The following is a 26,974-nucleotide window of genomic DNA, read 5'->3' on the forward strand; positions in this document are numbered from 1 at the left end:
ATGCCGCTAGCGCCAGCGCGGGCATCGATCGCTGGCGGAGCTATTTCAATCTGATGGCGAAAGCCTTACCCAACAAGCGCAATGACATAAAGCTTCTTGCAGGGCTCAATCGTTTCCCAGGTCCCTTTGAAACCAGCGGGTACGACAAATTTATCCCCAGCCTTGAAACGCTGGGTATCCCCATCTTCGCTAGTCAGCTCGATCTCACCCTCCAGGATGTGACAGAACTCCTCTTCACCGTCGTAGTTCACGTGCCACTTTCCGGCAGCTGATGACCAATATCCTGTGAAGAACTTTCCCGATGCGCCTTCAAAGACATTTTCCGTAACCTGAAGCGGCGTGCCTGAAATCAATTTACTGCTGTCCGGGAGCCCCTCTTCCCGTTCAGGCGTGACAGAATCAAATGAGACAATCGATACTCCGGCCATTGGCTATCCTCCCTATATGGCATTAGAGCGCCAATGTGCTGGAAGGCGTGAGTATAAGCAACAAAAATGTGATCACATTTTTTCGTTATTCTGGCACTGCCGAGAAATGCACCAAAATCTGATCTATAGAGCCGCTTTCGCCAAGCAGCGGGATGAACAACAGCGTGACTTGGAAATACGGTAGGTCCGCCGACATTTTGACCGAATGCCCCAGCACCGGCTGTCCGGACGCAAGGACAGCTGCAACACACTTGAAGCCCCGATCCACAGCCGTTGCGCTGTTGAGTGTTCTCAGGCTGCCGTCAACAACGGGGCCATAGAAGGCCGACATACGCGACCCGGTCAGGCGGACCTTGATGTCTGTCAGCGTGTCGCCGTCCATCTGAGGTTCGAGAATCATCACGTCAGGGAGCAGATGCTTCATATCACTGGGCGAGAGGTCGGCCCGCACCGGCACGCCGCCAATTGAGACGTTCCTGTAGGCATAGGCAAAAAGCCAACTAGCATCCCGGCCCAGGAGATCTTTATTGCCGCTATTGACCTCGGCAATAGAAAATTCCGCCAGCGAATGCTGGATTTTAGATGAAATATCTCTCGGAAAAGAAGACATAATATACTCTCAACAGCGTCCAAATGTCTGGATATCTTAAGGTTGTAAGACACCATATGTCAGCGGTTTTTATAAATTTTATGTTAAGAGGCTATCCACAAATTGCTGCCAGTTAGATTTCTCTTCCACCAAGCCAGCTTTAGGCGTATCTGGAAGCCTTATCAAAACCAGTGAGCGAATGAGACCAATGGCCCATCTTCAGATTGTCACCGCACCCCACCCGATTTTTCGCAAAAAGGCAGAACCCGTTGCCGACGTGACCGATGAAATCAAGTCCCTCGCCGCTGACATGCTTGATGCTATGTATGAAAATCGCGGTATCGGCATCGCGGCCAATATGGTTGGACTCTTGCACCGCATAATTGTCGTGGACATCCAGCCAGAAGGAAACCGTGATCCACTTGTGTGCATCAACCCGGAAATCACCTGGGCGTCTGAAGAGATGTCAACCAATGAGGAGGCTTCCTTAAGTTTCCCCGGTATTTCGGCCGAAATCACACGGCCCAACGCCATCAAGCTCACATACCTGGATCAAGCCGGTGCCAGGAAGGAACTGGCGGCAGAGGGATTTCTTGCCATCGTGATCCAGCATGAGATGGACTATCTGGATGGCCGTACCTATCTGGACCATCTTTCCAAGATGAAACGGGACCGGCTTTTGAAAAAAATGCAGAAATACCTTAAGCAGGGTCACGCATGTGGCGACCCGCATTGCGGCCACGATCATCACTAGCGGCGCTATTGGCCTAGCGGCAGAGCTTCGCTATACTGAGTCATCAATATCAGCGAATTGGATCGCCTGTGACTGCCTGAAAGGCACTGAAATAGCAATGCAAGCATAAGCCGCCTTGGCCGGGTTTTTTTTTGTGTTTGCCTACTCAGTCGCACATTTTCAGGATACTTCAATGACCAAACATCCATCTACTCCGACCGACGGAACCATAACCTTGGTTCCCGCGAGCAGAAACCTACTGCAGGCAGAGCTGAATGACCCGCCAGCGGTGTTCAACATTCTCGATGTCGATGCAGCCCCACCCTACTGGCCGCCGGACCTTAACGACGACGACAGTTTCCGCCATGCGCTGAACCTAATCCCCGCGGGCGCTCAGACAGCAGACTGGGGCTTCTACTATGTGCTGTTACACGAAGGCGGCCAGCGTCACGCGATTGGTCTGGGCGGCTTCAAAGAACAGCCGGATGAGAACGGTGAGGTCGAGATCGGCTATAGCATTCTGGAGCCCTATCGCAGACGAGGCTTTGCAACACGCATGACCGGCCTTCTTGTGGATCACGCATTTGCGGATCCGTCTGTCACGGCTGTTACAGCAACTACCCTGCCAGATCTTATTCCGTCTATCGGAGTGCTTGAGAAAGTAGGATTCCGACAGACCAACCTGTTGGACGGCATCCTCTATTTCTCTTTGCTGCGCTAGAGACAGACAACAAAAAAGGCCGCCCCGTAGGGCGGCTTTTTCTGCCAACGTATCATGGCTATCGGAGATCTGGATATTTCTCCAGAAGATCCAACATTATTTTTTGCCCAAGTTCCTGCCCTAGACGTTCACCAGCATCGCCGGCAGACTTCATAATCTCTGGCGTTCTGCTTGAAAAGGTCTGATAAGCTGGCGTCTCCATTATCTGGATCATTTGATCCATCTCTTCGACACTGAAATGCTTTCGATATTCTTTGACCAACAATGGCGTCATTTTTTCACTGAACTCGACAATCACTAACTCACGCCACTCGTTGACCAATTTGACAACGGTCTCGCGTTTCACTGCTTTACCCTGATCAGTAAAATCCTGATACATTTGGTTAATCATCATGGGCTGCAGAGAGCGTATCATCTCATCCATCATGTCGATAGACGGTTGCGTGGTGTTGTCAAGTTCAATGATACGCAGTGCTTTTTCTTCAAATTCATCAGCAGCAACAGCTGCTGACAACCCAATCAGCAACGCTGCAATGACCGCTATGTTTCTCATGGTACCCCCAATATGAATTATCTCTTAATGTAGAACTATCACTATCTGAAAAGAAATGAAGGAAGCAACAAAAAAGGCCGCCCCGTGGGGCAGCCTTTTGAACTCTGAACAATATTGTTTGGTACTCGGTACAAATACTCGAAACAGAAACTCTGTAACGCTTAACGCTTGGAGAACTGGAAGGAACGGCGAGCTTTTGCTTTACCGTATTTCTTACGTTCAACCACACGGCTGTCGCGAGTGAGGAAGCCTGCAGCCTTAAGGGCAGCACGCAGCTCAGGCTCGGCCAGCTGAAGCGCTTTGGAGATGCCGTGCTTAACCGCGCCAGCTTGGCCGGAAAGACCGCCGCCTTTAACGGTAGCGATAACATCATATTGATTTTCGCGGCCAGCAACCTGGAAAGGCTGGTTAACGATCAGGCGCAGCGTTGGACGTGCGAAGTAAGTTTCCTGATCGCGACCGTTTACAGTCACTTTACCGGAGCCAGGCTTAACCCAAACGCGGGCAATAGCGTCTTTACGCTTGCCAGTGGCATAGGAGCGACCAAGGTCGTCAACAACCGGCGTGCGCTCTTCGGTAACGTCGGCGGCAACAGCAGCTGCTTCGCCGGTCAGTTCTTTAAGGTCCTGAAGATCGGCCATGTCGCTTACCTCTTGTTCTTCGGGTTCATTGCAGCAACGTCGAGAACCTGAGGCTCTTGTGCGGCATGTGGATGCTCAGTACCGGCGTATACACGCAGGTTGCGCATTTGTTGACGGCCAAGCGGACCTTTAGGGATCATACGCTCGATCGCTTTTTCAATAACGCGCTCTGGGAAACGGCCAGTCAGGATCTCGCCTGCAGTAGCAGACTTGATACCACCTGGGTGGCCAGTGTGACGGTAGTAAACTTTGTCAGCAAGCTTCTTGCCGGTCAGCTTCACTTTTTCAGCGTTGATGACGATTACATTGTCACCGCAATCCATGTGCGGCGTGTAAGTTGGCTTGTGCTTGCCACGGAGAACAACTGCAACGGCTTGTGCCAGACGACCCAGAACTACGTCTTCTGCGTCTACAACGAGCCATTTCTTCTCGATCTCCGAAGGTTTTGCGGAATATGTTTTCATCGCAATTTTGCCTCGGTTACCGGTAAACCGGTGTTAAACTCTCAATACCTTAAAAGCGGGACAAAACCCGCACTTCGGTTCGTGGCGGGCAATATATGCGGATTTCACCGCTAGTCAACAGCTATTTTCAGCCATTTTTGCAATTTTATTAAGTAAAAACAATGAATTAATAAAACGGTAATTAAATACCCCATCATTTTATGACCTTCCCTTGCCCCTTTTCATGGCTGACCCATATCAGGAACGAGTCAAACATCCAAACTTGGGGACAGCACAGTCATGGAAAACCAACAAATCCTTCTCGCCAGCCGGCCAGACGGCGTGGTGATACCGGAAAACTTTGAGCTGGCGACAGCCGCGGTGCCGGAGCCCGGCCAAGGCGAGATGCTTCTACAAACCATCTACATGTCGGTTGACCCCTATATGCGTGGCCGCATGAATGATATGAAAAGCTATGTACCGCCGTTCCAGATAGGCGAACCGCTGCAGGCGGGCATCGTGGCGAAGGTCGTCAAATCCAATGGTGGCAAGTTCCCAGAGGGTACCTACCTCACAGGCATGGGCCTTTGGGCGAACTATATGGTTACGGGCGGCGAAGGCTTCCAGCCGGTTGATCCTGATCTCGCCCCCCTCTCCTACTATCTTGGTATCCTTGGCATGCCGGGCATGACAGCCTATGTGGGCCTAAAGGGCGTGGCGGAACTCAAAGAAGGTGAGCAATTGTTCGTCTCTGCCGCATCAGGCGCTGTCGGTCAGGTCGTCGGCCAGATCGGCAAGAACATGGGCTGTCATGTTGCCGGTAGTGCAGGCTCTGATGACAAGGTCGCCTACCTGAAGGACGAACTGGGCTTTGATGAAGCCTTCAATTATAAGACCTCGGATATCCATAAAGCCACGCGTGCCGCCAACCCGAACGGCATTGACGTCTATTTTGAAAATGTCGGCGGCCCCCAGCTTGAAGCTGTGATCAACAACCTGAACTTCAACGCTCGAGTAGCACTGTGCGGTATGATCGCCGTCTATGACAACAAACTGGAAGACATGCCGCCCGGCCCACGCAACCTCGCTATCCTGGTTGGCCGTAGCGTGAAGATGCAGGGTTTTATCGTCTTCAATTATCCTGACCTGTGTAAGGAATGGATCCAGGTTGGCGCAGGCTGGCTCAAGGAAGGCAAGCTCAAGTACCGCGAAAGCGTGGCCGATGGCATTGAAAACGCACCTCAAGCCTTTATGGGCGTGCTGAAGGGGCGGAATTTTGGCAAACAGGTGGTACGCCTCGCGGACGACTGATAGGCTTCATCCATGCTGAAGCGTCACAAAAAGAAACTGATAGCGCTGGCGGTCCTTGTGGCCGCCGGCTTTTATTTGTTCTGGCCTGGCTTAAAGCCCAATCTGTCGGAAGCACCCGCCTTGCACCTTAAGGTGACCGCCAGCTACGGGACCGACACAGGCAGCGGCAATGTTGTGGGCATCGAGCCCTATATGGAGCCACTGGATTATGCGACTCCCGACCGATTCCAGGCCAAGATCGACGGCTATTTGGCTGCGGCGAAGCAGAAAGGCTGGCTCAAGCCCGGCACTATTGTGCTGTTGCCAGAGCATATAGGCACCTGGCTTCTGGCAGCGGGTCAAGGCAACCGTGTCTATGACGCCTCCAGCAGTTCCGAGGCCATGCTGCCGATCATCACCCATAACCTGCCACAGTTCCTCAAGAACCTGTTTATCTTCGATGATCCAGATAACACGTCCGCGGCGCTGATCCGCACCCGGACGCGCGCATCGGCTGATGCCCAGCTCAAAGTCTATGGTGCGCTTTCAAGGAAATACGACATTACCCTTGTTGCGGGGTCAAGCGCGCTCATGACGCCCGGCGTTTACCCCGACAGCCTGTCATACGGCCATGGGCCCATCTTTAACGCAGGTTTTGTGTTCGGTCCAGACGGCGTGCCGCAAGAAGACGCCGTCCGCAAAGTTCATCCCATCCCGTCTGAAACCGGCTTTACGACGGGATCAAAGCCCGAATTCCTGCCAACCTTCTCGCTGGCTGACTACAAGTTCGGTGTCATGATCTGCGCTGACAGCTGGTTTGATGACACCACTAGCTATATGGCAGGCGAAGGGGTCGAACTATTGCTGGTGCCCAGTTTCCTGACAGACACAATGTGGGACGCACCCTGGCAGGGATACCTGAATGACGCCCCACCGGGCGACGCCTGGAAGGCGGATATAGGCAAGATCACTGAAGGCGAAGCCTGGGTGAAATACGCCCTGCCCGCCAAGGCTGAGCGCCACGGCATCCAATGGGGTATGAACGTGTTTCTGAAAGGAAGCCTGTGGGACCTCAAGGGATCCGGTCGTGCCTTGATCCTGGAAGGCGGCACGCTGCATATAGGCGAAGGCGGCGATGACGGCGCCGCCCTCTATAACTTGTGGTTGAAATAGCCTATCAGGCTAGTCGATCTGGCGCTCGATCCAGGTCATATAATCGGCGTTTCCGCCAACGATTGGCATCACAGTAATGCACGGCACTTCGTAGCTGTGCAGTTCCTTGATGCGAGCTACAGCCTTTTCCGCATTCCTGCGGGCCGTTTTCATGAAGATGGTCACTTCATTTTCCAACTGAATAATGCCGTCCCACTCATAAATAGAGCGCGTGCCCGAGTTTACGTTGGCGCAGGCCACAATGCGCTCTTTCACAAGTGCCGTGGAAATATGAACCGCAACGTCCTCGCTTTCGGCCATCACATAGATGGTGACATACTCTGATTGCTGGTTTTCTTGATGGTCGCTCACTTGGCGATCCTCCCTCGCTGTTTATGCATCAGATTTATTATTGCAGCCAGCACGAGCACGCCTCCACCTTGGTGGGCCGTACCCCAACTGACCGGTACTTCTTTCAGAAGCATTATGATGCCTAATAACATCTGCACGCCTACCGCTCCGATCAAGAGGTAAACTGCGTTTTTTGTCTCTCGCGGGGCGTTTTGCGCCATAAAACCGATGACTACAACGAGAATGGTAAGCACATAAGCGCCGATCCTGTGGTCAAACTGCACCGTGATGGCGTTATCCAGCATGTTAAGCCACCAAGGCTCCATGAACCAAAGGCCTTCTGGCACAAAGGTCTCGCCCATCAGTGGCCATGTATTGAAGATGTGTCCCGCCTTCAGCCCCGCGACCAGCGCGCCCATCACCAGTTGCAGCACCAGAACAAGCATGGCTGTGTGGGTCAGGCGCTTGAGCAGCGGCGTGCCGCCCGCGGGTTTGGGGTTCAAAAGAGACAACGCGGTCCAGAAAAGCGCGGCGAAGATCAGAAGCGCCAGCGAAAGATGCGCTGTCAGGCGGTAATGACTGACCGCCGGCTCGTCCACAAGGCCGGACATGACCATGTACCAGCCCATCAGCCCCTGAAGGCCGCCCAGCACGAACAAAGCGGCCAGGCGTGGCTTATAGCCGTCTGGCACCCTACCCTTGGCCCAGAACCACACCATGGGCACAAAGAAGAACAGGCCGATCAGGCGACCAAGCAGGCGGTGCCCCCATTCCCAATAGAAGATGCCTTTAAAGTCCTCGACGCTCATGTGATAGTTCTTGAGCTTATATTCCGGGCTTTGCTGGTATTTCGCGAACTCTGCTTGCCAGGCATCGTCACCGATTGGCGGCAAAACCCCGGTTACAGGGCGCCAATCAACCATCGACAGGCCCGATTCTGTCAGCCTTGTCGCGCCGCCAACAACCACCATGGCAAACACCATGAAGGCCATGAACAGCAGCCAGCGACCTACCGCGCGGCGGTCTTTATCTTCTGTTTGAAACATCATGCCGGTTTGCTAGCGCCATTAGGTCCAAAGGGCAAGAGACATTGTGCCGCATTCCTCTATCTGCTTATAATACAATGGGGTCTAGTATTGTGGAGACATTTATGACTGCCGGAATGTCCGTCAAGGTCACAGACAAATTGGACAAAGTTGTTTCGCGTTTTTATGACCTGTTGGTCGCAAACCCTTTAATCTCCGAATTTTTCAAAGACCCAGATGTCAACGCCCTGAAAAGAAAGCAAGTCTGGTTCTTTTCTTCTTTGCTGATGGAAACCAACCAAGGCACACATGACTATATGCGGCAAGCCCACAAGGGATTGGTAATGAAGCGGAAACTGACCGACGAGCATTTTGATGCGCTATTAGAATGCCTGGTACAGGCTTTGGATGAAAGCGAACTCACGCCAGATGAGGCAAAGACGATAGTGCAGTCGGCCGAGCACCTCAGGGACGCAGTCCTGTATCGCTAGCGACGTTTTCGCATCACAGCCCATTCGAGAACGGAAAAGCTATAAAAAATAGCCACGCCCGCAAGGCTCAGAAGTAACAAGCCAGCAAACATCTTTTCAACCTGCAGCCGGTTGCCTGCTTCAAGAATGCGCCACGCAAGCCCCGTCGCGCCGCCGGATCCAGCAACGAATTCTGCCACTACGGCGCCAATCAACGCTAATCCGCCGCTTACTTTCAGGCTTGCAAGCAGATAAGGCAGCGCAGTGGGCCACGATAGGCGCCAGAAGCGTTGCCAGCGGCTGGCACCATAGAGGGTGAAAAGATCATCAAGGTGTCGGTCCACGCTCCTGAGCCCTGCCGACATATTCGCCAAAATTGGGAAAAACGCTGCCAGCCAGGCAATGATGACAAGCGCGCGATCAACATGATCTATCCCGACCCAGATAAGCACCAAGGGCGCCACAGACACGATCGGCGTTACCTGAAGCACAACCGCAAAGGGATAAACAGTCATCTCGAAGGAGCGCGACAAGGAAAACAGCAGTGCCAACAAAACACCGCTCGCAATAGCGCCAGCCAGCGCCGTAAAAGTAACCCGAAGGGTTTCAAGCAGGGCTGCCATCAAGCTGCCGAAATTCTCCCAGAATGACGCTGCCACTGCCTCAGGCATGGGAAGAATAAACTTAGGTATTTCATATAGTTCTACCAAAAACCTCCACAAAAAGATCATCAAGGTAAAAGCCAGCAAGGGTAGGATCACTTTACGCATTTTCCATGCTCCCGGCCTCCAGGAGGGCGCCAACCTGGCGCGCGGCATCAAGGAAGGCTTGGGAGGACCTCTGATCCTGTGCTTCGAGCGATCGATCAAGTCCAGGAGTGACCTCACCTGCGATCCGACCTGTATCCATCACCAATATCCTGTCAGACAGATAGACCGCTTCATAAATGCTGTGGGTCACAAACAGGCCAGACCAGCCCTGTTCTGCCTTGAGCTTCAGCATCAGGTCATTCATGCGAAAGCGCAGTATCTCATCAAGGGCGCCGAAAGGCTCGTCCATCAATAGCAGCGTTGCGTCGGCAGCCAGCGCCCGTGCAATCGAAACCCGCATCTGCTGCCCACCCGATAGTGCCTGCGGGAAGCGCGTTTCCAGGCCTGAAAGCCCGACATACGCAAGGAGCCGGTTCAAATGGCCTTCAGCCAGTTCCTGGCCTCTCAGCTTCAGGGGAAGGTGGATGTTTTCCGTCACCGTCGCCCAAGGCATCAAGGCAGCGTCCTGAAAAACAAAACCGGTCTCTGGCGTCGTGCCATCCTTCCATTTCATCGAACCGCTTTGTGGCACAATCAAGCCAGCTATCAGCCTGAGAATCGTGGATTTTCCGCATCCGCTCGGCCCAAGGAGCGATACAATTTCACCTTCTTTGAGGTCAAAACTGACATCGTCCAATACTTGAGCGCCACCCTCATAGGCGAATGAAAGCTTGGATACGCTGAGCATCAGTTGACGTTCTCTGGATCTACAAATTCAAGGGTATAGGCACGCTTAACATCCAAGCCTTTCTCAAGAATACCCAGGCCAGACATTTCGTCGTAGAATTGCTGCCATCTGGCATGGCTCATCTGCCCGATACTATCGGGATCGCCAACCATCTGGTTTCGGCGCATCACCGCAATGCCGTTAGCGATCAACGCCGGCGTCATTTCAGGATTATCCCTTAGAATCAGGTTATTAGCAGGTGTTGGGTCACCCCACAGATAGTCACGCCAGCCTTCGATGGATGCCGCAATAAAGGCAGCTACGACAGGTTTGTTGCTGGCGATATAGTCACCCCGCACCATCACCATGGCTGAATACCCTGGATACCCCGCATCGGACAGCAGGAATACTTTTGGTGCCACGCCCGCCTGCTCCGCAGTAAACGGTTCGGATGAGACATACCCCTCCTGTACTGTTTCCGGGTTAGCAAGCCATGGCGCCAGGGAATAGGTATATTTGCGAATGTCCTTGTCTGCATAGCCAAACCGGGCCTTCAGCCACGGCCAGACCGTCGCGATGGCGCTATCAGCGAGGAAAACCGGGCGTTCTTTGAGGTCAGCAAGCCCGCTGGCCACCACGTGCGGATGCACCATCATCACCTGCGGGTCTTTCTGGAAGGCTGCCATCACCACTTTCACGTCAGCACCAGCGGCAATCAAGTTGATTGGCTGAAAGCTGTTGGATGCCATGGCTATATCAAGGGCTCCGGCGGCCATCAGGCGTGGATTGTCGGTTTGCGGGCCGCCTGGACGGATGGTCACATCAAGGCCGCGCGATTTGTAAAAACCCTTTGCCAGCGCCTGATAAAAGCCACCATGCTCCGCCTGAGCCTTCCAGTCGGTTGCAAAGGTAATTTTTGTCAATGGTTCTTTGGCCTGCGCAGCCACAGCCCACGCGCAAGTCAGAATGGCCAAAAGGCCTATGATTGAATGCCTTATCATGGGCATAACTATAAGGGGAACTGGGGCCGCGTCAAAAGGAAAGCGGCCCTGCCTGATTGGCTATGGCAAAGCGCCCTACTGGCGCTTCCGCCGACGCCCCTCGTATGGGTTGGCACCCTTTTTCATGATGATCCTGATCGGCGTCCCAGGCAAATTGAAGTCGCGACGCAATTCATTTTCCAGATACCGCTTATAACTATCCGGCAAATCGTCAGGACGATTGCAGAACATCAGGAAGGTTGGTGGGCGTGTCTTGATCTGCGCGCCGTAGCGGATTTTGATGCGGCGGCCTGCGACAGATGGTGCGGGATGTTTTTCAAGCGTGTCAGCCAGCCACTGGTTGAAAGCGGACGTTGGTACACGTGCATTCCAAACCTCGTAGGCTTCCTCAACAGCAGGCATCAAGTGCTGAATCCCCTTGCCGGTAAGAGCCGAGAATTTCACCACTTTCACGCCCTTGAGCTGCGGCAGGCTGCGGGTCAATGCATCCATCAGCTGGCGTTGGGAACCCAGCCGGTCGTCAACCGCGTCCCATTTATTGAGGGCAATAACAAGAGCCCTACCCTCATTCACTACGCGCTCTGCAATTTTCAGGTCTTGTTTTTCAATGCCTTGTTCGGCATCCAAGAGCAGCACGACAACTTCAGCGAACTGTACGGCCCTTAGAGTGTCGCCAACCGAGAGCTTTTCGAGCTTCTCGGTGATGCGTGCGCGCCTCCTGAGGCCAGCCGTATCGAAAAGCTTAACAGGCATGCCTTCCCATTCCCAGTCAACGGCAATGGAATCGCGCGTCAGGCCGGCTTCGGGGCCGGTAATCAGACGGTCTTCACCGACAAGCTCATTGATCAGCGTGGACTTGCCTGCGTTCGGTCGCCCAACAATCGCAAGCCTCAGCGGACGCTCTTCCTCGCTTTCCGCCTCGCGGTCGACGAATTCATACTCCAGGTCGCCTTCGGAAGGGCCAAGGTCGACATCATGAGCTTCCTGCGCGTGGTCTGCGTCTGCCTCATCCTCATAAGGATCAATGCCAACCTCCTTGAGGCTGTCAACAATGGCGCGATACAATTCCGCAAGCCCTTCGCCGTGTTCCGCAGACAGGCCAATCGGTTCGCCAAGGCCCAAGGTGTAGGCCTCATAGATACCGTCAACAACAGCGTTGCCTTCGCACTTGTTTGCAACAAGAATTACAGGCTTGTCACCGCGTCGAAGCCACTGGGCAAAATGCTCATCCATTGGAGTAACGCCCGCGCGGGCATCATATAGCATCAGCGCGATGTCGGCTTCCTTGAGCGCGCGTTCGGTCTGGCGGCGCATCCGGTCAGACAACGATCCTGGTTCACCTTCTTCAAGCCCGGCCGTGTCAAACACTGTGAACTCAAGATCAGCAATGGAGCCTTGCGCTTCGCGGCGGTCGCGCGTAACGCCCGGCGTATCGTCAACGATAGCAATCTTCTTGCCAACCAATCGGTTGAACAGCGTCGATTTGCCCACGTTGGGGCGTCCAACAACGGCAATTGTGAAGGTCATGGTCTTTTAACTTCTGTTAGAAGTGGCCTATCAACGATAGGCCACCAGTTCGCCAGCGTCTGTCAGCACAATAAAGGTACCGTCCACAACGATTGGCGGTGTTGAGGACCCGGCGGGCAGCTTGATGCCGCTCAGGACTTCGCCAGTATATGGCGACACGCTCATGGCATAGCCGTGCGAACTTGTCACCAACAATCGGTCGCCAGCGAGCACAGGGCCATTCCATTTGATCAAATCGCGACGTTTTTCCTGGTCCTGGAAGCGCTGCATCTGGGTAACCCAACGGATACGACCATCCCCGAGGGCAACACAGATTACCTGCCCGTCAATCGTGACAAGGAAGCCGAAGTTACCTGCAATAATGGGCATGTTGACGCCCGCCACATCCGCTTCCCAGGAACGTTCACCGGTCCGCATGTCAATGGCTACCATACTACCGGCATGACTGAGCGCATATACCTTGCCGCGGTCGATCACCGGGTTGCCGTCGATATCGGCAAGCGTTGCCAGCGGCGTAAGACGACGAGAGGAAGACAGGGCATCCTGCCACAAAATCCTTCCGTTCCCGCCCCTGAGTGCGATCAGCTCTCCCGAAGACAGCGCCATTACAACCGTCGCGCCATCAAAGGCGGGAGAGGCAGAGCCAAGCATACCGGCGCTTTCCGCAATACCAACCTGGTCCCAAACAAGACTGCCGTCATCAGCGTCCAGTGCCAGCATCTGGTTATCATGTGTCACAGCATATACGCGGCCACCCCCTGCGGTCGGTGCGCCGCGAAACGGTACCAAGCCGCTATAGCGCCAAAGTTCACGGCCATTGGATGCGTCAAGCGCCACAACAATGCCGTGACCCGATGTCACATACAGCGCGCCACCTGCGTAGGCAACGCCGCCACCAAAACCGACTTTGCTGCGCTCTTCGTCGGTACCAATCTCTGTTTTCCAAAGTGTCCGTCCGTCCGATAGTGAAACAGCGGTAACATCGCCTTTAACGTCGACGGCGAAAACTTTACCGTCGGCAGCAACCGGGCCGGTCACCATACGGCGGTACTTCTCGTTACCGGGGCCGATATCACGGCGCCATGCCAATGAAAGGCTGTCACCCAATGAAACATGTTGCGGCGTGTGGCTTGGGTTACCGCCTTCAACAGCCCAGTTGCTGTTGGCATAGGGTCGAGGCAGTACGACGGGCAGTCCACTAATCGCAGAATCAGCATCCAGGGTTTGGGTCGACGTAAGAATGGCAATACGCTCCCTACCCTCGTCATCATACTTTTGTTTGGGTTTCTCGCTCTTGAACCAGCTGCAAGCAGACAAAGCGAAAGCTGTGGTCAGGATCAGGCCTGACTTGATAATTACACGCGCCGGTGTGCTCACTGGCTATCTCCCTCGCTGGCTGTGTTTTCTGCCTCTTCTGCCTCTGGTGCAGTCTCTGTATCGGCTGAGGTTGCAGCAGCTGCAAACTGCTGGGCCTCGATGAATGTACGGAACTGGCTAGCTCTGGCCTGAATGGTGCGTGGCGTCTCTGCGTCATCTGCGAGGAGAGTGAATTTAACCAGCGCGCTGTCATTGTCACCCTGCTGCAGGTCAATGAGTGCCAACTGTTCCTGGGCAGAGAAATACCATGCCCTGCCTTTTACAGCGATGGTCGCCAGCTTGCCGCGTGCGGCGTCCAGATCATTCTGGCCAATCATCAACATAGCAGACTTCAACGTCGCAAGTTCACGAAGTGCAGCAGAGCCTGTATCGCTGGCTGCCAGTGCATCATATGTGGCAATAGCGCCTGAAGCGTCGCCACCATCAACGAGCGCTGCGGCCTGGCGCAGTTGCGCAAGAGCTACATAGCCGCCGCCAAGTTTCGGCATTGCTTCGCGCCAGATTGCAACCGCATCGGCACCTTCAACCTCGGAAGCTTCCATCGCAGCCTGGAAAGCTTCAGAATGCTGACTCTCAATGGAGGAAACCCGCCAATTATAGATTTCGCGGCCGGCAACAACCAATACAATGCCAACGGCTGCGCCGATAACATATTTACCGTAGTTCTTCCAAAGAAGGTTCATTCGCTCACGACGGACTTCGTCGTCAACTTCCTGTGCGATCAGATCGGAATTAATGTCCGACACGCCAAACTCCCCAGACAAGGCCATCCAACAACTCGGGACAGCTCGGTTTAATCCATTTTTTGGGCAAGGCCCGATAATTGGCCGCTACCATAGCCAAAGCGCCCCATGGACGCAAACCAAGAAACGCCCTTGATGGCCTCAAAGACGCTTCTTCGCTAATGAACAGCGGATTGTGGTTATTTTTCGGCAGATAGCTGCTGGTTTCACCCGGTCAGCTGTTCGCGCCGCGCATCTTGTAGGTATGTTCTTCGCCCGGGAAGGTGCGGTTGCGCACTTCATCGGCGTATTCAGCGATTGCCCCTTCGATATCCCGTCCAATTTCCGCGAATCGCTTCACAAACTTTGGATTGATGGCAAAGAGCCCCAACATGTCTTCCGTCACCAAAATCTGGCCATCGCAGGCATTGGATGCCCCGATGCCGATCACTGGAACAGAAACCTCTTCCGTTACCTTACGTGCAAGCGGCTCTGCCACGCCTTCAAGAACCACAGCGAAAGCGCCTGCCTCCGCGATGGCCTTGGCATCCTCGATAATAGGGCCCCATTCATCAACGCTACGTCCGCGGGCACCATAGCCGCCATGTGCATGCACAGACTGCGGCATCAAGCCAACGTGGCCAAGCACCGGGATGCCACGACGAGACAGGAATCGAACGGTTTCTGACATTTCAACGCCGCCCTCCAGCTTGACTGCCCCTGCCCCGGTTTCTGACAGAACGCGGGCCGCATTCCGAAAAGCCAGTTCTTTCGATTCCTCATAGGATCCGAATGGCATGTCGATCACCACCAGCGCCTGTTTGGCGCCGCGGCACACGGCGCGACCATGACGGATCATCATCTCAAGGTCCACGCCAAGCGTACTATCTAGGCCGTAAAGCACCATGCCCACGCTGTCGCCAACCAGCAGCAAATCGCAGTGCTGATCAAGCCGAGCCGCCATTGGCGTAATATAGGCTGTCAGGCATACAATTGGCGTGTCGCCTTTGCGCGCGGCGATATTCTTCGCGGTCTGCTGGCGCTTTGGGCGCGCGTCGACAGTGACTTCTTTACTGGTGGTCGACATGGATGCCTCCTGTTCGGTGCCAATGTTTGGAGCTATATCTAGTGCTCACACGCCCAGAAACCAACCCATAAATTGAGAAACACGCTTTCTTCCCGCCGGTCTGGCAGGTACCTAAATTCAGAATCAGAGAATTTTGAGGGTATGCCCGCGCCCCGGTTCCTGTCATAAAGTTCATTCTGGCCGCCTAAACGATTAGCAAGTTCAGCCTGTTCATTAATTCCGGATCAAACAGGAAATGCAGTATCTGCTCCGCTTCATATTGGCTTCCTATGTGGTCCTTTTCCACACTGGGAGCTACTATTTTCCGAACGCTGGTCCTTTTGCTGTATTCGGTTTTTATACCCTTTCGGGCTATCTGATCACCAAGGTCCTGAACGAACGCTATTACGCGAAATCCAGTCCGATGCGAGATTTTTTCGTGAACCGCTTCTGGCGTCTTTATCCCACCTATTTCGTGGCAGCTGGCCTTGGAGCTGTTCTCGCGTGGCTGGCAGCTGATCAAGCGGCCTACTGGAATAATGTGATCCGATTGCCCGACCCTGAAACCGAAATGGGGTGGGTCCTTACGAATATTTCTATTATGGGGCTGCACTTGGGCATCCCTGTATCCAGTCCCATCCGATTTGCACCACCAGCCTGGAGCACAGCCATCGAGATATATTTTTATATCTTCTTGTTCTTTGTTGGGGCCCGGTCCGAACAAATAACCATCAAGTGGCTCAAACTATCGATTCTGACGTGTCTGGTGTGTGGTGCATATCTTCTGGGTATAGCAAACCCGTCGTTGTCACCTGGTGATCTAATATACAACAGCGTATTCGGTGTTTCCCTGTGTTTCGCCCTCGGCGCAGCCACATATTTTCTAGGGAAACGACGGAAAACGACGCCGTCAAAAATCTGGGGAGATTTTGCATTTCTATGCTGCGTGACCCTCCCGATTGTTCCCTGGCGCTCAGTCTTAACGTCCGAAACCCTCTTGATGTTCCTTCATTACAGCGAAAGCATCAGTGTTGCTGTATTTCTCTATTCTGTCGCAGACACCCAGCTTGGCCGCTGGAGCACATGGCTAGGCGACATATCCTACCCCCTCTTTCTAGTTCACTGGCAAGTTGCGATCCTGCTGACGGCAACCGGCTTGTCTCTCATAAAAAGCGATGTCGGGAGCATGCTAATTATATATATCGCAGCGGTACTTGTTTCCGCCAGCATGGTATACCTGATCGAACAGCCCCTAAAGGCCGTCAGAAAGCGGATACGGGAAAGAAATTAGTCTTGTGCTGAAACGCAATCATTTTCATGGCCAGCGGCGCTCATTGCCTTAAAAGAAATGACCTACCGGGGGCACCCGATAGGTCATAAAATTATTGGCCTAAGCCCTATTCCCACTCAATGGTTCCCGGAGGCTTCGATGTCACATCATAGACCACTCGGTTGATGCCGCGCACTTCGTTAATGATCCGCGTCGCCACACGGCCAAGGAATTCATGCGGGAACGGGTAATAGTCCGCCGTCATGCCGTCCGTCGAGTTCACTGCGCGGATTGCACAGACATGGTCGTAAGTGCGCGCGTCGCCCATAACGCCAACGGTCTTGACCGGCAGAAGCACGGCAAATGCCTGCCAGATGCTGTCATAGAGGCCAGCATTGCGAATTTCCTCAAGATAGATCGCATCGGCTTTCCGCAGGATATCCGCCTTTTCACGGGTAATCTCACCCGGAATACGGATCGCGAGGCCTGGCCCTGGGAATGGATGGCGCCCAACAAAGTCTTCGTGCAGGCCGAGCTCGCGGCCTAGCGCCCGAACTTCGTCCTTAAAGAGCTCACGGAGGGGCTCAACCAGCCCCATGTTCATGCGCTCTGGCAGGCCACCAACATTATGGTGCGATTTGATGGTCACAGATGGGCCACCGATGAAGGAAACGGACTCGATCACGTCAGGATACAGTGTGCCCTGCGCCAGGAAGTCTGCCCCGCCAACTGCCTTGGCCTCTTCCTCGAACACGTCAATAAAGAGCTTGCCGATGGTTTTGCGCTTCACTTCCGGATCGGTCACGCCAGCCAGCGCACCCAGGAACAAGTCACTTGCATCGCGGTGCACCAGGTTGATGTTATAGTGCTCGCGGAACAGGCTCACCACCTGCTCGCTCTCGCCCTGACGCATCAGGCCATGGTCCACATAAACACATGTCAGCTGGTCGCCAATGGCTTCATGGATCAGGACAGCAACAACAGAGCTGTCTACGCCGCCGGACAGGCCACAGATGACCCGCTTGTCGCCCACCTGCTCGCGGATTTCCTTGATCTTGGTCTCGCGGAAGCTGGCCATTGTCCAGTCGCCCTTGCAGCCACAAATCTTGGTGACAAAGTTGCCAAGGAGCTGGGCGCCGTGCGGTGTGTGCACCACTTCAGGGTGGAACTGAACCGCATAGAAACGCTTGTCTTCGTTTGCGATGGCGGCAAATGGTGCGCCCTCGGACGTTGCGACAACCTTAAAGCCTTCCGGCAAGCGGTCTACATGATCGCCGTGGCTCATCCAAACCTGCTCGCGGTCGCCCACGTTCCAGACACCTTCGAACAACGCGCAGCTCTCCTTAACGTCCACGAACGCACGGCCGAACTCCTGATGGTCTGAAGTGGTCACGTTGCCGCCCATCTGAGAAACCATCGTTTGCTGGCCATAACAGATGCCCAGAACCGGAATACCCATGGTGAACACGCGCTCAGGCGCCCGCGGCGTATCGGCGTGGGTCACGCTGGCCGGTCCGCCCGACAGGATAACGCCCGCGGCACCAAAAGTGTCCAGCACTTCGTCGGCTTTGTTGAAGGGAACGATTTCACAGTAAACACCCGCCTCACGCACGCGCCGTGCGATCAGTTGGGTGACCTGTGAACCGAAATCAATGATCAGAATGTTTTCATTCATCAACCGGTCTCGCTTTTATCGGTCATATCTAACCAATGGCATCAACATTGGCACTAGTCAAAATGGGGCCTCGAGGGCCCCATCTTTCAAATCTTATTCGCCGTCTTTCTTAGGCGGCTCGACGCACCGAATGTGCAGTTCTCGAAGCTGTTTCGCATGAACCGTGCTTGGCGCGCCCATCATCAGGTCTTCAGCTTTCTGGTTCATCGGGAACAGAATAACCTCGCGAATGTTGGGCTCATCAGCCAGCAGCATCACCATGCGGTCAACGCCTGGCGCCAGACCACCGTGTGGAGGCGCGCCGTATTTAAACGCATTCAGCATGCCGCCGAACTCTTCCTCAACCGTTGCTTCATCATAACCCGCGATGCCAAACGCCTTGATCATGATGTCAGGACGGTGGTTCCGGATAGCGCCCGAAGAAAGCTCGATGCCGTTACAGACGATGTCATACTGGTACGCAAGAATCTCAAGCGGATCTTTTGCCTCAAGCGCTTCCATTCCGCCTTGAGGCATGGAGAATGGGTTGTGCGAGAAATCGATCTTCTTGTTCTCTTCGTCATACTCGAACATCGGATAGTCGACGATCCAGCAGAATTTGAACTCGTCACTTGGGATCAGTTCAAGGTCTTCACCAACCTTCGTCCGTGCAACACCCGCAAGCTTGGCAGCACCGGCTTCCTTGTCACATGCGAAAAAGACGCCGTCGTTGTCGCCCAGTCCAAGCTGATCGATAAGCTGCTGTGTGCGTTCCTCACCAAGGTTCTTGGCGATCGGACCGCCTGGCACACCTTCCTTGATGTTGATGTAACCAAGGCCTGCGAAACCTTCACGCTTCGCCCAGTCATTGGTGCTGTCGAAGAACTTGCGTGATTTCAGGCCCGCCCCTGGTGCTGGGATGGCGCGCACAACACAGCCACTGTCGACCATCTTGGCGAAAATACCAAAGCCGCTGTCGCGGAAAATTTCTGTGACATCCTGGATTTCGATCGGGTTCCGAAGGTCCGGCTTGTCGTTACCATATTTCAGCATCGATTCCGCGTACGGGATGCGCGGGAATGGCGCTTCAGTGATCTTCTTGTCCGAGAACTTCTTGAACACATTCACAAGCACTGGCTCAATGGCATTGAACACGTCGTCTTGCGTGACGAAGCTCATCTCGATATCGAGCTGGTAGAACTCGCCCGGGCTACGGTCAGCGCGCGCATCTTCGTCACGGAAGCAAGGCGCGATCTGGAAATAGCGGTCAAAGCCCGACACCATGATCAACTGCTTGAACTGTTGTGGCGCCTGAGGCAGCGCATAAAACTTGCCCGGATGCTGGCGTGCCGGCACCAGGAAGTCACGAGCACCTTCTGGGCTTGATGCCGTCAGGATCGGTGTCTGGAACTCTTTGAAGCCCTGACCCGTCATCTGGTTCCTTAGTTCGGAAATCACGTCGGAACGCAGGATGATGTTGTTGTGGATGCGCTCACGGCGCAGGTCCAGGAAGCGGTACTTCAGTCGAATGTCTTCTGGATACTCTGTATCCCCAAATACTGGCATCGGCAGGTCGCCGGCAGCAGAAAGCACTTCCATCTCATCAACATAAATCTCGACCTCACCTGTTGGCAGGTCCTTGTTTACAGTATCTTCGGTCCGGGCTTTCACGCGGCCATCGATGCGGATTACGCTTTCCGCACGCACGGCTTCGGCATCAGCAAAACATTTGCTGTCCACATCGAACACACATTGCGTCAGGCCGTAATTGTCGCGCAGGTCAATAAACAGAAGACCGCCGTGGTCCCGTTTACGGTGTACCCAGCCAGACAGGCGGACGGTTTCGCCGACGTTTGCGTGGCGAAGCTCGTTACAAGTATGTGAGCGATATGCGTGCATGGTTTCCTACGTTCTTTTTAGCCTCGAAGTACGATTTATACGTACAAATTTGGCCCGGAAAAGCGCATGAATGAAAGCGAATGTCAAGACCGTGTTCGAAGGATTGCAGAGAAAGGGTGACGATTGGCCTCTGGTTGTGTATTAGATGCGCCAAACAGAAACGGAATTTTACATGCAACCAATTACCACTACCGACGAACTTGCCAGTCTTTGCGAACGCCTCGCAGCCGCTGAGTTTGTCACCGTAGATACCGAGTTCCTTCGCGATAATACATATTATCCCAAGCTTTGCCTTGTCCAGCTTGCAGATGACGATGGCGCCTTCGCTGTTGACCCACTGGCGGAAGGAATTGACCTGCAGCCGCTCATGGACCTGCTGGCCAATGAGAGTGTCCTAAAGGTCATGCACGCCTGTCGTCAGGATATGGAAATCTTCCATCAGATGATGGATGGAGCACTCCCTGCCCCAATCTTCGACACGCAGGTCGCCGCCATGGTGTGCGGCTTCGGCGATTCGGTCGGCTATGAGACGCTTGTGACCAAAATCACCAAGGCGCAGCTTGATAAATCGGCGCGTTATACGGACTGGTCCAAACGGCCCCTGACAGACACGCAGCTGCACTACGCCCTTGGCGATGTGACCTACCTCCGGGATATCTACCGCACGCTTAAAGCAGAGCTCGAGCGCGAGAACCGGGTTTCCTGGGTGGATGAAGAAACTGCCATGCTGCGCGAGCCTGAGCTTTACTTCGTTGACCCGCAAGAAGCCTGGAAGCGCCTTAAGGTGCGTACCAACAAGCCGCGTTTCCTTGGTATTCTCAAGGCGCTGGCCGAATGGCGGGAACTGCAGGCACAGGAACGCGACCTGCCGCGCAACCGTGTCGCGAAGGATGAGACCCTTTTTGAGATCGCGGCCCACCCGCCGAAGGATGTAGCGGGCCTTGACCGCATTCGCAGTATACCGAAGGGCTTCAGCCGGTCACGGGCTGGAAAATCATTGATGGAAGCGCTTGAAAAAGGGCTCAACATACCGGAAAGCGAACTGCCACAGATCGAACGTGCCAAGCCACGCCCGGCTACGCCACCAATGGCGGACCTCCTGAAAGTGCTTTTGAAGATCAAATGTCAGGAAGCCAAGGTTGCCGCTCGCATGGTTGCCAACAGTGCGGACCTTGAAAACTGGGCGGCTGTGCCGACCACGGACATCAAGGCAATGCATGGCTGGCGCTATGAAATTTTCGGTAGGGATGCCGAAAAACTGATGCGCGGCGACCTGGCTTTGACCGCCCACAAAGGCGATATCGAGGTTGTTGAGCTCGAATCCGAGAAAGACTGATCCAGGAACACCTAAGCGGGAGGGCCGGTGCCCTCCCCTTTGATTTCTCGTTCTAAGTGGCCCGCCAGTACCAGTCGAGATCCCGTTCGCTGACTTCTGAATGGAAGCTTTCCTCTTCGAAGCGTCGACATTTCAGGAAATAGTCATGGTAGCGCGCCCCGAGATAGCGCGGCAATATTTGGCCAGCTTCAAAACGGTCCAGCGCCTGTGGCCAACGTGACGGCAGCGTCGCCTTCTCTTCGCCAAGAACGGTTTCTTCCTCCACCATCGGCCCGGGCTTCACCTTCGCGTCGATTCCGTGGTGGATGCCTGCAACAATGGCGGCGGCAACAAGGTACGGGTTAGCGTCCGCGCCTGATACCCGATGCTCCACCCGCATGTTGGCAGCGTCAGCGAGCGGAATACGAAGCGAGACACCCCGGTGGTTCGGCCCCCAGGTAGGCGTCAGCGGCACATAGCTACCCTTCTGAAAGCGGCGGTAACTGTTCGCATTGGGGGCAAAGATGGCCATGCTCTCTGCCATTGTAGCCTGAAGGCCACCCACAGCATGCTCAAACACATCTGACCAGTTGTTGCCGCCCTTACGGCCGAACACGTTATTCCCGTCCCTATCCAGCAAACTGATATGGGCATGCATGCCCGAGCCCGCACAATCGGCATAGGGCTTGGCCATAAAGGTTGCCACCATGCCGTGCTTGCGCGCCACTCCCTTGATAGCACGTTTGAGCAGCATCGCCTGGTCGCAGGCCTTAACGATGTTGGCCACATGGGTCAGGTTTACTTCAAACTGGCCCGGGCCGTATTCTGACAGCACGCCTTCCGCCGGCAGGTTTTGTTCAGCGCATACGGCATACAGCTCTCTCAGGAAGTCATCGAAATCATATAGATCCTCGAACCCTGTCGCCTGTGCGCCGGTCAGTGGGGTCCAACCATTAGGCGTTTTGGCTGGCCTGAGTGGCAGGTTTGGTTCTGTCAGGTAAAACTCAAGTTCCAAGGCCACAACGGGCGTCAGTCCCATGTTCGCCAGCGGCTCCAGCGCATTCACCAGGGCTGCACGCGGGTCGGCGGCGAACAGGCTGCCGTCTTTTTCGTGCTGGCTCAAAAGTACCTGTGCGGTCGGGCGTGGCGCCCACGGCACAAAGGAAAAGGTGCCCGGCACTGGCTTGCAGATGCGGTCTGGATCACCATCCTGCGGGCCCTCGACAACCGTATCGACCAGCTGGCCCTTACTGTCCATAAGGGCAGAAGATGTCGGCAATGGGATACCTGTTGTATACAGTTTCTTGAGCGCGTCGATGGGCAGCTGTTTACCCCGCACCATCCCCACCATATCGGGCATCATGCAGTCGATCACTTCAATGTCCGGGTGGGCTGACAGGCAGGCCAGGACGTCTTCAGGTAAATTTTCCATTGTCGCTTACTCGATTTTTACGTTCCCGAAAACGTGATCACATTCTTGATGGGAGCGCAACTGAATTCGGATACGAACAGCTCGAAGTTAGCTCAAGTCTTTAGGGAATTCGATGACGGCCCGGCGGCCCATAAGCTGCCCAAGCTGGGTCAGGCGTTTCAGAACAACTTCGTTGGCAATATCCTTGTAGGTTTTCGGTACGCCCAGATAGACCTTGGTTTTCGACACCCTAAGCCTGCTGTGTAGAAGCGGGTCTGCTGTGCCGCCCGACAGCCGCTGAGCGAGCCGCAGTGCAGCCCCCATCATTCGGGCCTCAAGGATTTCGTTGATCTTCAGCAGCGGCAGAATATGCGCTACATGACCGAGGTCGACTGACGCACCATAAGCCTGGTTCATGGCCACTGCCAGATAGGCCCGGTCCCTGTGCGACACCCCAATAAAATGACCGTGCAGCACCGATTCTACTGCCTTCTCGGCTCGGAAGTCCGGGTGCCCGCGCCAGGCGATGTCGCTCAGAAGGCAGATCGCACGATGCAATTTCTCCCTGAGCGCAGGGTCCGGCACCTTGTGCCAGAACAGCGGGCGGGTCCAATCATAAAGGAGGCCGCTATGTTCTGCGAACCGGGAGCGTTCAGCCGCCAAAACATGGCAGGTAAACAGGAACGGATCCATACCCCGCTCGTCTTCACGTATCAGGTCATAGATGAGGCCTTCCCTGATCCCATAAGTCGAAACAACGGCAAGCTTGGCCCGCATGATGGCCATCACTTCCATCATGATGATGGCCGCCGTTGGCATAACCGCGCGTCGGCGGCTGGTCAGCATCGTTGCAAAGGGTATGTCATCCGGCAACAGGCGGCTGATCCGCTTGCAATAATTGGTGAACTCAGACCGCGTGTTCCGGTATCCCTGCAAAATCGGCAATGGGTTGGATTTTTCGCGCATCATAAGTTTCGCGATGTTCCGCCATGCACCGCCAACAAGATAGAGGTTCTGGCCTCGGCATTCAGATAGCCAGGGAATGTCTTCGAACAGTCCCTGCAAGTATTTCCGGATTTTGCGCCGATTATCCCCGAACATGCTTTGCAGCCGCAATGGGCCGATCGGCAGGCTGATGGTCTCGAACACTTGCCCGTCTTCAATGCGCGCCAGCTCCAGCGAACCGCCGCCAAGGTCACCCATGATACCGGTTGCGTGCGGTTCGGCGGAAATAACACCGTGTGCGGCCAGCCTGGCTTCTTCAAGGCCGTCAATGGTCTCTATCTCGATGCCGCATTCCTTGCGCACCCGGTTGATAAACGCCTTGCGGTTTCTTGCGTCCCGCACAGCAGCCGTTGCCAGCACTTCGATGCGTTTAACCTGCATCTGTTCGCACAGGGCCCTAAACCGTTTCAGGGTCGACACCGCGCTATCCATGGCATCCTTGCCCATTTTGCCTGTGGTGCCGATCTCAGCACCCAGGCCGCACATGACCTTCTCGTTGAAGATGACATCCGGGACCCGCTTAAGGCCCGAAAACACCACCAACCGGACAGAGTTGGAGCCAATGTCAATTACTGCGATATAGTCATCGGCCCGGGCCGCCGCTTCAAACATATGGGTCAGTCCTCGATACTGTAATCAATCACAGGCGTGATCTTCTTGTCACCGCCCAGTGCCTTGCCTCTCCCGGACAGGGACGAGTTGGTCATGAAATAGTGGTGGGCGATAAATTCCTTTTCTCCTTCACGGGGCTGGTTGCGCGTGAAAGAGCCATCCGGTGCCATGGACCAGGACTGTGTATTATCCTTGAAGTTGGACGCCATCACCTGCCCCATGATCTGGTCGTGAACCGTGGGGTTCTCGATTGGCACAAGGCTCTCGACGCGGCGGTCGAAGTTCCGGGGCATCCAGTCTGCACTGGAAATGTAAACCTTTGCTTGGCGAGATGGCAGGCCATGGCCATTCCCGAAACAGCTGATCCGTGCGTGTTCAAGGAACCGCCCAACGATCGAGCGAACCCGAATATTTTCGCTTAGCCCCGGAATACCAGGACGCAGCGTACAGATGCCGCGCACGACAAGATCAACCTGCACGCCGTTCATCGACGCCTCATAAAGTTTGTCGATGATCTTAGGGTCCAGAAGTGAATTCAGCTTAACCCACACGGCGCCCGGTCCACCGTTGCGGGCAATCTCAATCTCATTGTCGATCAACTTGATCAGATGATCACGCATCATGAAGGGCGACATGACCAGCTTTTCCATACCCTCCGGCTCAACATAACCGGTGAGATAGTTGAACATCTTGTTCGTGTCGCGGGCTAGAGCGGGATCAGCCGTGAAGAACGACAGGTCCGTATAGAAGCGCGCGGTAACAGGATGGTAGTTTCCTGTACCAAAGTGCATATAGCTCTTGAGTTTGCCACCTTCTCGGCGCACGGCCATAGAAACCTTGGCGTGGGTCTTCAGATCGATAAAGCCGAACACAACATGCACGCCTGCCCGTTCAAGGTCACGCGCCCATTTGATGTTCTGCTCTTCGTCAAACCGGGCCTTCAATTCCACAACCGCAGTCACAGACTTGCCAGCCTCAGCCGCTTCAACCAGCGCCTTGATGATCTGGGACTGCGACCCTGCGCGGTAGAGAGTCTGCTTGATCGCGACAACATCTGGGTCCCGCGCCGCCTGCAAGAGGAAATGGTGCACAACTTCAAAAGATTCATATGGGTGATGAACCACAAAGTCTTTCGTTGCAATAGCCTTGAAAATATCGCCGCCAAAATCGCGCACCCGTTCCGGATAGCGTGGATTGTAAGGCACAAACTTTAGGTCGGGAAAATCATCAACAATCAGTTCACCCGTTTCATCAATCCCCAGGATACCGTCAACGATAACGACCGTTTCCTCATCTGCATCCAGCCGACTGATCACCAGGTTCCTGAGTGATTCCGGCATCGCGCTGTCCATCTTCAGCCGGATCACCTTACCCCTGCGCCTGCGCTTGAGGGCGCTTTCGAATACGCGAACGAGGTCTTCGGCCTCTTCTTCAATCTCGATATCGCTGTCGCGGATGATCCGGAACACGCCGCAACCATCCACCCGGTATCCCGGAAACAGCTGATCCAGGAACAGTTCAAGCATGCGCTCAAGCGCGATGAAGCGTACTTCCCCACTTGCATCATTTGGCAGACGGACAAAGCGCTCCACATGATGTGGCACCGGCAGAAGCGCCACCATTTCCTTGTTGTCGCGTTTGCGGACAAGTGACAGCGCCATGGTAAAGCCCAGGTTCTGGATGAAAGGAAACGGATGCGCCGGGTCCACGGCGATTGGTGTGAGAACCGGCATCACGTTTTCAAGGAAATAGCCCTCGATCCAGGTCCGCTCCTCTTCAGAAACCTCGTCCTTTTCCAGCACGATGATTCTATTCTTGCGCAACTCGCTGTTAAGGCTGGCCCAAACCTCCTGTTGTTTTGCCATAAGGGTCTCGGCCAGGTCATTCACCTGCTGCAGTTGCTGTAACGGTGACTTCTGGTCATCCGACATCACATCCAGCTTCATGTCGCACTGGCCCCTGAGCCCAGCAACACGCACCATATAGAATTCGTCGAGGTTGTTCCCGGATATCGAAAGAAACCGCAGGCGTTCAAGAAGCGGATGGCGCAGGTTTTCGGCTTCCTCAAGCACACGCATGTTGAACTGAAGCCAGCTAAGCTCTCTGTTCAGGTACTTTTCACTGCCCGGCAAGCTTTTGATATGGCTCAAAATATCGTCGCGCGAAGGCAGAGCCTTAGCTGCGGCATTGCCTGTTTGCCCTGTTGCTTTCTGGTCTCCGTCAGCCATGCTGTCGTACGCTCC

Annotated in this window: 26 protein-coding genes; 7 read left to right on the plus strand and 19 right to left on the minus strand. The window is 54.6% G+C overall.

The annotated features are described in order from the left end of the window. Nucleotides 1-65: 65 nt before the first annotated feature. Together ACFO5Q_RS10225 and ACFO5Q_RS10230 are read right to left on the minus strand one after the other, a co-directional pair. The gene (locus tag ACFO5Q_RS10225; RefSeq protein WP_068145966.1) at nucleotides 66-428 is read right to left on the minus strand and encodes a cupin domain-containing protein; all 363 of its coding nucleotides are present in this window, start codon (nucleotides 426-428) and stop codon (nucleotides 66-68) included. 85 nt (nucleotides 429-513) lie between these two features. Further along, a complete protein-coding gene (locus ACFO5Q_RS10230; RefSeq protein WP_068145963.1) occupies nucleotides 514-1,038 on the minus strand; it encodes a PAS domain-containing protein in 525 nt (174 codons plus the stop codon). Between the two features lie 187 nt (nucleotides 1,039-1,225). Here ACFO5Q_RS10230 and def point away from each other — a divergent pair, with 187 nt between their 5' ends. Beyond that, the gene (def, locus tag ACFO5Q_RS10235; RefSeq protein ID WP_156431909.1) at nucleotides 1,226-1,771 is read left to right on the plus strand and encodes a peptide deformylase; all 546 of its coding nucleotides are present in this window, start codon (nucleotides 1,226-1,228) and stop codon (nucleotides 1,769-1,771) included. A gap of 172 nt (nucleotides 1,772-1,943) precedes the next feature. Further along, entirely contained in the window at nucleotides 1,944-2,471 is a 528-nt protein-coding gene (locus ACFO5Q_RS10240; protein ID WP_082719782.1) for a GNAT family N-acetyltransferase, read from the plus strand. 58 nt (nucleotides 2,472-2,529) lie between these two features. Here ACFO5Q_RS10240 and ACFO5Q_RS10245 read toward each other — a convergent pair whose 3' ends face one another. The 3 genes from ACFO5Q_RS10245 to rplM all read right to left on the minus strand — a co-directional run bounded on the left by ACFO5Q_RS10245 (nucleotide 2,530) and on the right by rplM (nucleotide 4,129). After that, nucleotides 2,530-3,024, minus strand: a complete 495-nt coding sequence (locus tag ACFO5Q_RS10245) for a DUF2059 domain-containing protein (RefSeq protein ID WP_068145956.1) — start codon at nucleotides 3,022-3,024, stop codon at nucleotides 2,530-2,532. Nucleotides 3,025-3,185: 161 nt separating this feature from the next. Continuing rightward, nucleotides 3,186-3,665 (minus strand): 30S ribosomal protein S9, encoded by a 480-nt coding sequence (gene rpsI / locus ACFO5Q_RS10250; RefSeq protein WP_068145954.1) that lies wholly within the window; start codon nucleotides 3,663-3,665, stop codon nucleotides 3,186-3,188. 5 nt (nucleotides 3,666-3,670) lie between these two features. Continuing rightward, the gene (gene rplM, locus ACFO5Q_RS10255) at nucleotides 3,671-4,129 is read right to left on the minus strand and encodes a 50S ribosomal protein L13 (RefSeq protein WP_068145951.1); all 459 of its coding nucleotides are present in this window, start codon (nucleotides 4,127-4,129) and stop codon (nucleotides 3,671-3,673) included. Between the two features lie 279 nt (nucleotides 4,130-4,408). Here rplM and ACFO5Q_RS10260 point away from each other — a divergent pair, with 279 nt between their 5' ends. Both ACFO5Q_RS10260 and ACFO5Q_RS10265 read left to right on the plus strand, forming a co-directional pair. Next, nucleotides 4,409-5,419, plus strand: a complete 1,011-nt coding sequence (locus tag ACFO5Q_RS10260; RefSeq protein ID WP_068145948.1) for an NADP-dependent oxidoreductase — start codon at nucleotides 4,409-4,411, stop codon at nucleotides 5,417-5,419. A 12-nt stretch (nucleotides 5,420-5,431) separates the two neighbouring features. After that, complete coding sequence (locus ACFO5Q_RS10265; RefSeq protein WP_068145946.1) at nucleotides 5,432-6,571, plus strand: nitrilase-related carbon-nitrogen hydrolase; 1,140 nt, start codon at nucleotides 5,432-5,434, stop codon at nucleotides 6,569-6,571. Nucleotides 6,572-6,580: 9 nt separating this feature from the next. Here ACFO5Q_RS10265 and cutA read toward each other — a convergent pair whose 3' ends face one another. After that, nucleotides 6,581-6,922, minus strand: a complete 342-nt coding sequence (gene cutA / locus ACFO5Q_RS10270) for a divalent-cation tolerance protein CutA (protein WP_068145943.1) — start codon at nucleotides 6,920-6,922, stop codon at nucleotides 6,581-6,583. After that, a complete protein-coding gene (locus tag ACFO5Q_RS10275) occupies nucleotides 6,919-7,950 on the minus strand; it encodes a COX15/CtaA family protein (RefSeq protein WP_068145940.1) in 1,032 nt (343 codons plus the stop codon). Before ACFO5Q_RS10275 ends, cutA begins: the two co-directional genes overlap by 4 nt. Before the next feature lie 101 nt (nucleotides 7,951-8,051). On the opposite strand from ACFO5Q_RS10275, the gene ACFO5Q_RS10280 reads away from it, so the two are divergent. After that, nucleotides 8,052-8,417: a truncated hemoglobin gene (locus ACFO5Q_RS10280; RefSeq protein WP_068145937.1), complete on the plus strand. Its 366-nt coding sequence runs from the start codon at nucleotides 8,052-8,054 to the stop codon at nucleotides 8,415-8,417. Here ACFO5Q_RS10280 and ACFO5Q_RS10285 read toward each other — a convergent pair. From ACFO5Q_RS10285 to panB, 7 genes are all read right to left on the minus strand, one after another. Then, entirely contained in the window at nucleotides 8,414-9,214 is an 801-nt protein-coding gene (locus tag ACFO5Q_RS10285) for an ABC transporter permease (protein ID WP_231727168.1), read from the minus strand. The genes ACFO5Q_RS10280 and ACFO5Q_RS10285 overlap by 4 nt on opposite strands. Further along, nucleotides 9,159-9,893 (minus strand): ABC transporter ATP-binding protein, encoded by a 735-nt coding sequence (locus tag ACFO5Q_RS10290; RefSeq protein WP_068145931.1) that lies wholly within the window; start codon nucleotides 9,891-9,893, stop codon nucleotides 9,159-9,161. The genes ACFO5Q_RS10285 and ACFO5Q_RS10290 overlap by 56 nt, the downstream gene beginning before the upstream one ends. Beyond that, nucleotides 9,893-10,795 carry an ABC transporter substrate-binding protein gene (locus ACFO5Q_RS10295; protein ID WP_231727162.1) on the minus strand — a complete coding sequence of 301 codons (903 nt, stop codon included), beginning with the start codon at nucleotides 10,793-10,795 and terminating at the stop codon, nucleotides 9,893-9,895. The genes ACFO5Q_RS10290 and ACFO5Q_RS10295 overlap by 1 nt, the downstream gene beginning before the upstream one ends. A 153-nt stretch (nucleotides 10,796-10,948) precedes the next feature. Next, a complete protein-coding gene (gene der / locus ACFO5Q_RS10300; protein ID WP_068145924.1) occupies nucleotides 10,949-12,400 on the minus strand; it encodes a ribosome biogenesis GTPase Der in 1,452 nt (483 codons plus the stop codon). Between the two features lie 30 nt (nucleotides 12,401-12,430). After that, complete coding sequence (locus ACFO5Q_RS10305) at nucleotides 12,431-13,777, minus strand: outer membrane protein assembly factor BamB family protein (RefSeq protein WP_068145921.1); 1,347 nt, start codon at nucleotides 13,775-13,777, stop codon at nucleotides 12,431-12,433. Continuing rightward, nucleotides 13,774-14,523 (minus strand): tetratricopeptide repeat protein, encoded by a 750-nt coding sequence (locus tag ACFO5Q_RS10310; protein WP_068145918.1) that lies wholly within the window; start codon nucleotides 14,521-14,523, stop codon nucleotides 13,774-13,776. The genes ACFO5Q_RS10305 and ACFO5Q_RS10310 overlap by 4 nt, the downstream gene beginning before the upstream one ends. A gap of 211 nt (nucleotides 14,524-14,734) precedes the next feature. Beyond that, nucleotides 14,735-15,586, minus strand: a complete 852-nt coding sequence (panB, locus tag ACFO5Q_RS10315; protein ID WP_068145915.1) for a 3-methyl-2-oxobutanoate hydroxymethyltransferase — start codon at nucleotides 15,584-15,586, stop codon at nucleotides 14,735-14,737. Nucleotides 15,587-15,821: 235 nt separating this feature from the next. Here panB and ACFO5Q_RS10320 point away from each other — a divergent pair, with 235 nt between their 5' ends. Continuing rightward, a complete protein-coding gene (locus tag ACFO5Q_RS10320) occupies nucleotides 15,822-16,856 on the plus strand; it encodes an acyltransferase family protein (RefSeq protein ID WP_068145910.1) in 1,035 nt (344 codons plus the stop codon). A gap of 106 nt (nucleotides 16,857-16,962) precedes the next feature. Here ACFO5Q_RS10320 and guaA read toward each other — a convergent pair whose 3' ends face one another. Both guaA and aspS read right to left on the minus strand, forming a co-directional pair. Beyond that, entirely contained in the window at nucleotides 16,963-18,510 is a 1,548-nt protein-coding gene (gene guaA / locus ACFO5Q_RS10325; RefSeq protein WP_068145908.1) for a glutamine-hydrolyzing GMP synthase, read from the minus strand. Between the two features lie 93 nt (nucleotides 18,511-18,603). Further along, on the minus strand, nucleotides 18,604-20,388 hold the full coding sequence (gene aspS / locus ACFO5Q_RS10330; protein ID WP_068145903.1) for an aspartate--tRNA ligase: 1,785 nt from the start codon (nucleotides 20,386-20,388) through the stop codon (nucleotides 18,604-18,606). Nucleotides 20,389-20,560: 172 nt separating this feature from the next. Between aspS and rnd the strand changes: the two genes are divergently transcribed. Further along, nucleotides 20,561-21,724 carry a ribonuclease D gene (gene rnd, locus ACFO5Q_RS10335; RefSeq protein ID WP_068146135.1) on the plus strand — a complete coding sequence of 388 codons (1,164 nt, stop codon included), beginning with the start codon at nucleotides 20,561-20,563 and terminating at the stop codon, nucleotides 21,722-21,724. A 52-nt stretch (nucleotides 21,725-21,776) separates the two neighbouring features. Here rnd and ACFO5Q_RS10340 read toward each other — a convergent pair whose 3' ends face one another. The 3 genes from ACFO5Q_RS10340 to ACFO5Q_RS10350 all read right to left on the minus strand — a co-directional run bounded on the left by ACFO5Q_RS10340 (nucleotide 21,777) and on the right by ACFO5Q_RS10350 (nucleotide 26,959). Next, complete coding sequence (locus tag ACFO5Q_RS10340) at nucleotides 21,777-23,135, minus strand: glutamine synthetase family protein (protein WP_068145900.1); 1,359 nt, start codon at nucleotides 23,133-23,135, stop codon at nucleotides 21,777-21,779. 87 nt (nucleotides 23,136-23,222) lie between these two features. Beyond that, on the minus strand, nucleotides 23,223-24,731 hold the full coding sequence (locus ACFO5Q_RS10345; protein ID WP_068145897.1) for a Ppx/GppA family phosphatase: 1,509 nt from the start codon (nucleotides 24,729-24,731) through the stop codon (nucleotides 23,223-23,225). Nucleotides 24,732-24,736: 5 nt separating this feature from the next. Next, a complete protein-coding gene (locus ACFO5Q_RS10350; RefSeq protein ID WP_068145895.1) occupies nucleotides 24,737-26,959 on the minus strand; it encodes an RNA degradosome polyphosphate kinase in 2,223 nt (740 codons plus the stop codon). Between the last annotated feature and the right edge of the window lie 15 nt (nucleotides 26,960-26,974).

This window comes from Kordiimonas lipolytica (genome assembly GCF_042651265.1).
In the GTDB taxonomy this organism is placed as follows: domain Bacteria; phylum Pseudomonadota; class Alphaproteobacteria; order Sphingomonadales; family Kordiimonadaceae; genus Kordiimonas; species Kordiimonas lipolytica.

Bases quoted from the DNA above. Each gene is read 5' to 3' on its own strand.
- ACFO5Q_RS10225 (WP_068145966.1), bottom strand. From the start codon at position 428: ATGGCCGGAGTATCGATTGTCTCATTTGATTCTGTCACGCCTGAACGG.
- ACFO5Q_RS10230 (WP_068145963.1), bottom strand. From the start codon at position 1,038: ATGTCTTCTTTTCCGAGAGATATTTCATCTAAAATCCAGCATTCGCTG.
- def (WP_156431909.1), top strand. From the start codon at position 1,226: ATGGCCCATCTTCAGATTGTCACCGCACCCCACCCGATTTTTCGCAAA.
- ACFO5Q_RS10240 (WP_082719782.1), top strand. From the start codon at position 1,944: ATGACCAAACATCCATCTACTCCGACCGACGGAACCATAACCTTGGTT.
- ACFO5Q_RS10245 (WP_068145956.1), bottom strand. From the start codon at position 3,024: ATGAGAAACATAGCGGTCATTGCAGCGTTGCTGATTGGGTTGTCAGCA.
- rpsI (WP_068145954.1), bottom strand. From the start codon at position 3,665: ATGGCCGATCTTCAGGACCTTAAAGAACTGACCGGCGAAGCAGCTGCT.
- rplM (WP_068145951.1), bottom strand. From the start codon at position 4,129: ATGAAAACATATTCCGCAAAACCTTCGGAGATCGAGAAGAAATGGCTC.
- ACFO5Q_RS10260 (WP_068145948.1), top strand. From the start codon at position 4,409: ATGGAAAACCAACAAATCCTTCTCGCCAGCCGGCCAGACGGCGTGGTG.
- ACFO5Q_RS10265 (WP_068145946.1), top strand. From the start codon at position 5,432: ATGCTGAAGCGTCACAAAAAGAAACTGATAGCGCTGGCGGTCCTTGTG.
- ACFO5Q_RS10275 (WP_068145940.1), bottom strand. From the start codon at position 7,950: ATGATGTTTCAAACAGAAGATAAAGACCGCCGCGCGGTAGGTCGCTGG.
- ACFO5Q_RS10280 (WP_068145937.1), top strand. From the start codon at position 8,052: ATGACTGCCGGAATGTCCGTCAAGGTCACAGACAAATTGGACAAAGTT.
- ACFO5Q_RS10285 (WP_231727168.1), bottom strand. From the start codon at position 9,214: ATGCCGCGCGCCAGGTTGGCGCCCTCCTGGAGGCCGGGAGCATGGAAA.
- ACFO5Q_RS10290 (WP_068145931.1), bottom strand. From the start codon at position 9,893: ATGCTCAGCGTATCCAAGCTTTCATTCGCCTATGAGGGTGGCGCTCAA.
- der (WP_068145924.1), bottom strand. From the start codon at position 12,400: ATGACCTTCACAATTGCCGTTGTTGGACGCCCCAACGTGGGCAAATCG.
- panB (WP_068145915.1), bottom strand. From the start codon at position 15,586: ATGTCGACCACCAGTAAAGAAGTCACTGTCGACGCGCGCCCAAAGCGC.
- ACFO5Q_RS10320 (WP_068145910.1), top strand. From the start codon at position 15,822: ATGCAGTATCTGCTCCGCTTCATATTGGCTTCCTATGTGGTCCTTTTC.
- guaA (WP_068145908.1), bottom strand. From the start codon at position 18,510: ATGAATGAAAACATTCTGATCATTGATTTCGGTTCACAGGTCACCCAA.
- aspS (WP_068145903.1), bottom strand. From the start codon at position 20,388: ATGCACGCATATCGCTCACATACTTGTAACGAGCTTCGCCACGCAAAC.
- rnd (WP_068146135.1), top strand. From the start codon at position 20,561: ATGCAACCAATTACCACTACCGACGAACTTGCCAGTCTTTGCGAACGC.
- ACFO5Q_RS10340 (WP_068145900.1), bottom strand. From the start codon at position 23,135: ATGGAAAATTTACCTGAAGACGTCCTGGCCTGCCTGTCAGCCCACCCG.
- ACFO5Q_RS10345 (WP_068145897.1), bottom strand. From the start codon at position 24,731: ATGTTTGAAGCGGCGGCCCGGGCCGATGACTATATCGCAGTAATTGAC.
- ACFO5Q_RS10350 (WP_068145895.1), bottom strand. From the start codon at position 26,959: ATGGCTGACGGAGACCAGAAAGCAACAGGGCAAACAGGCAATGCCGCA.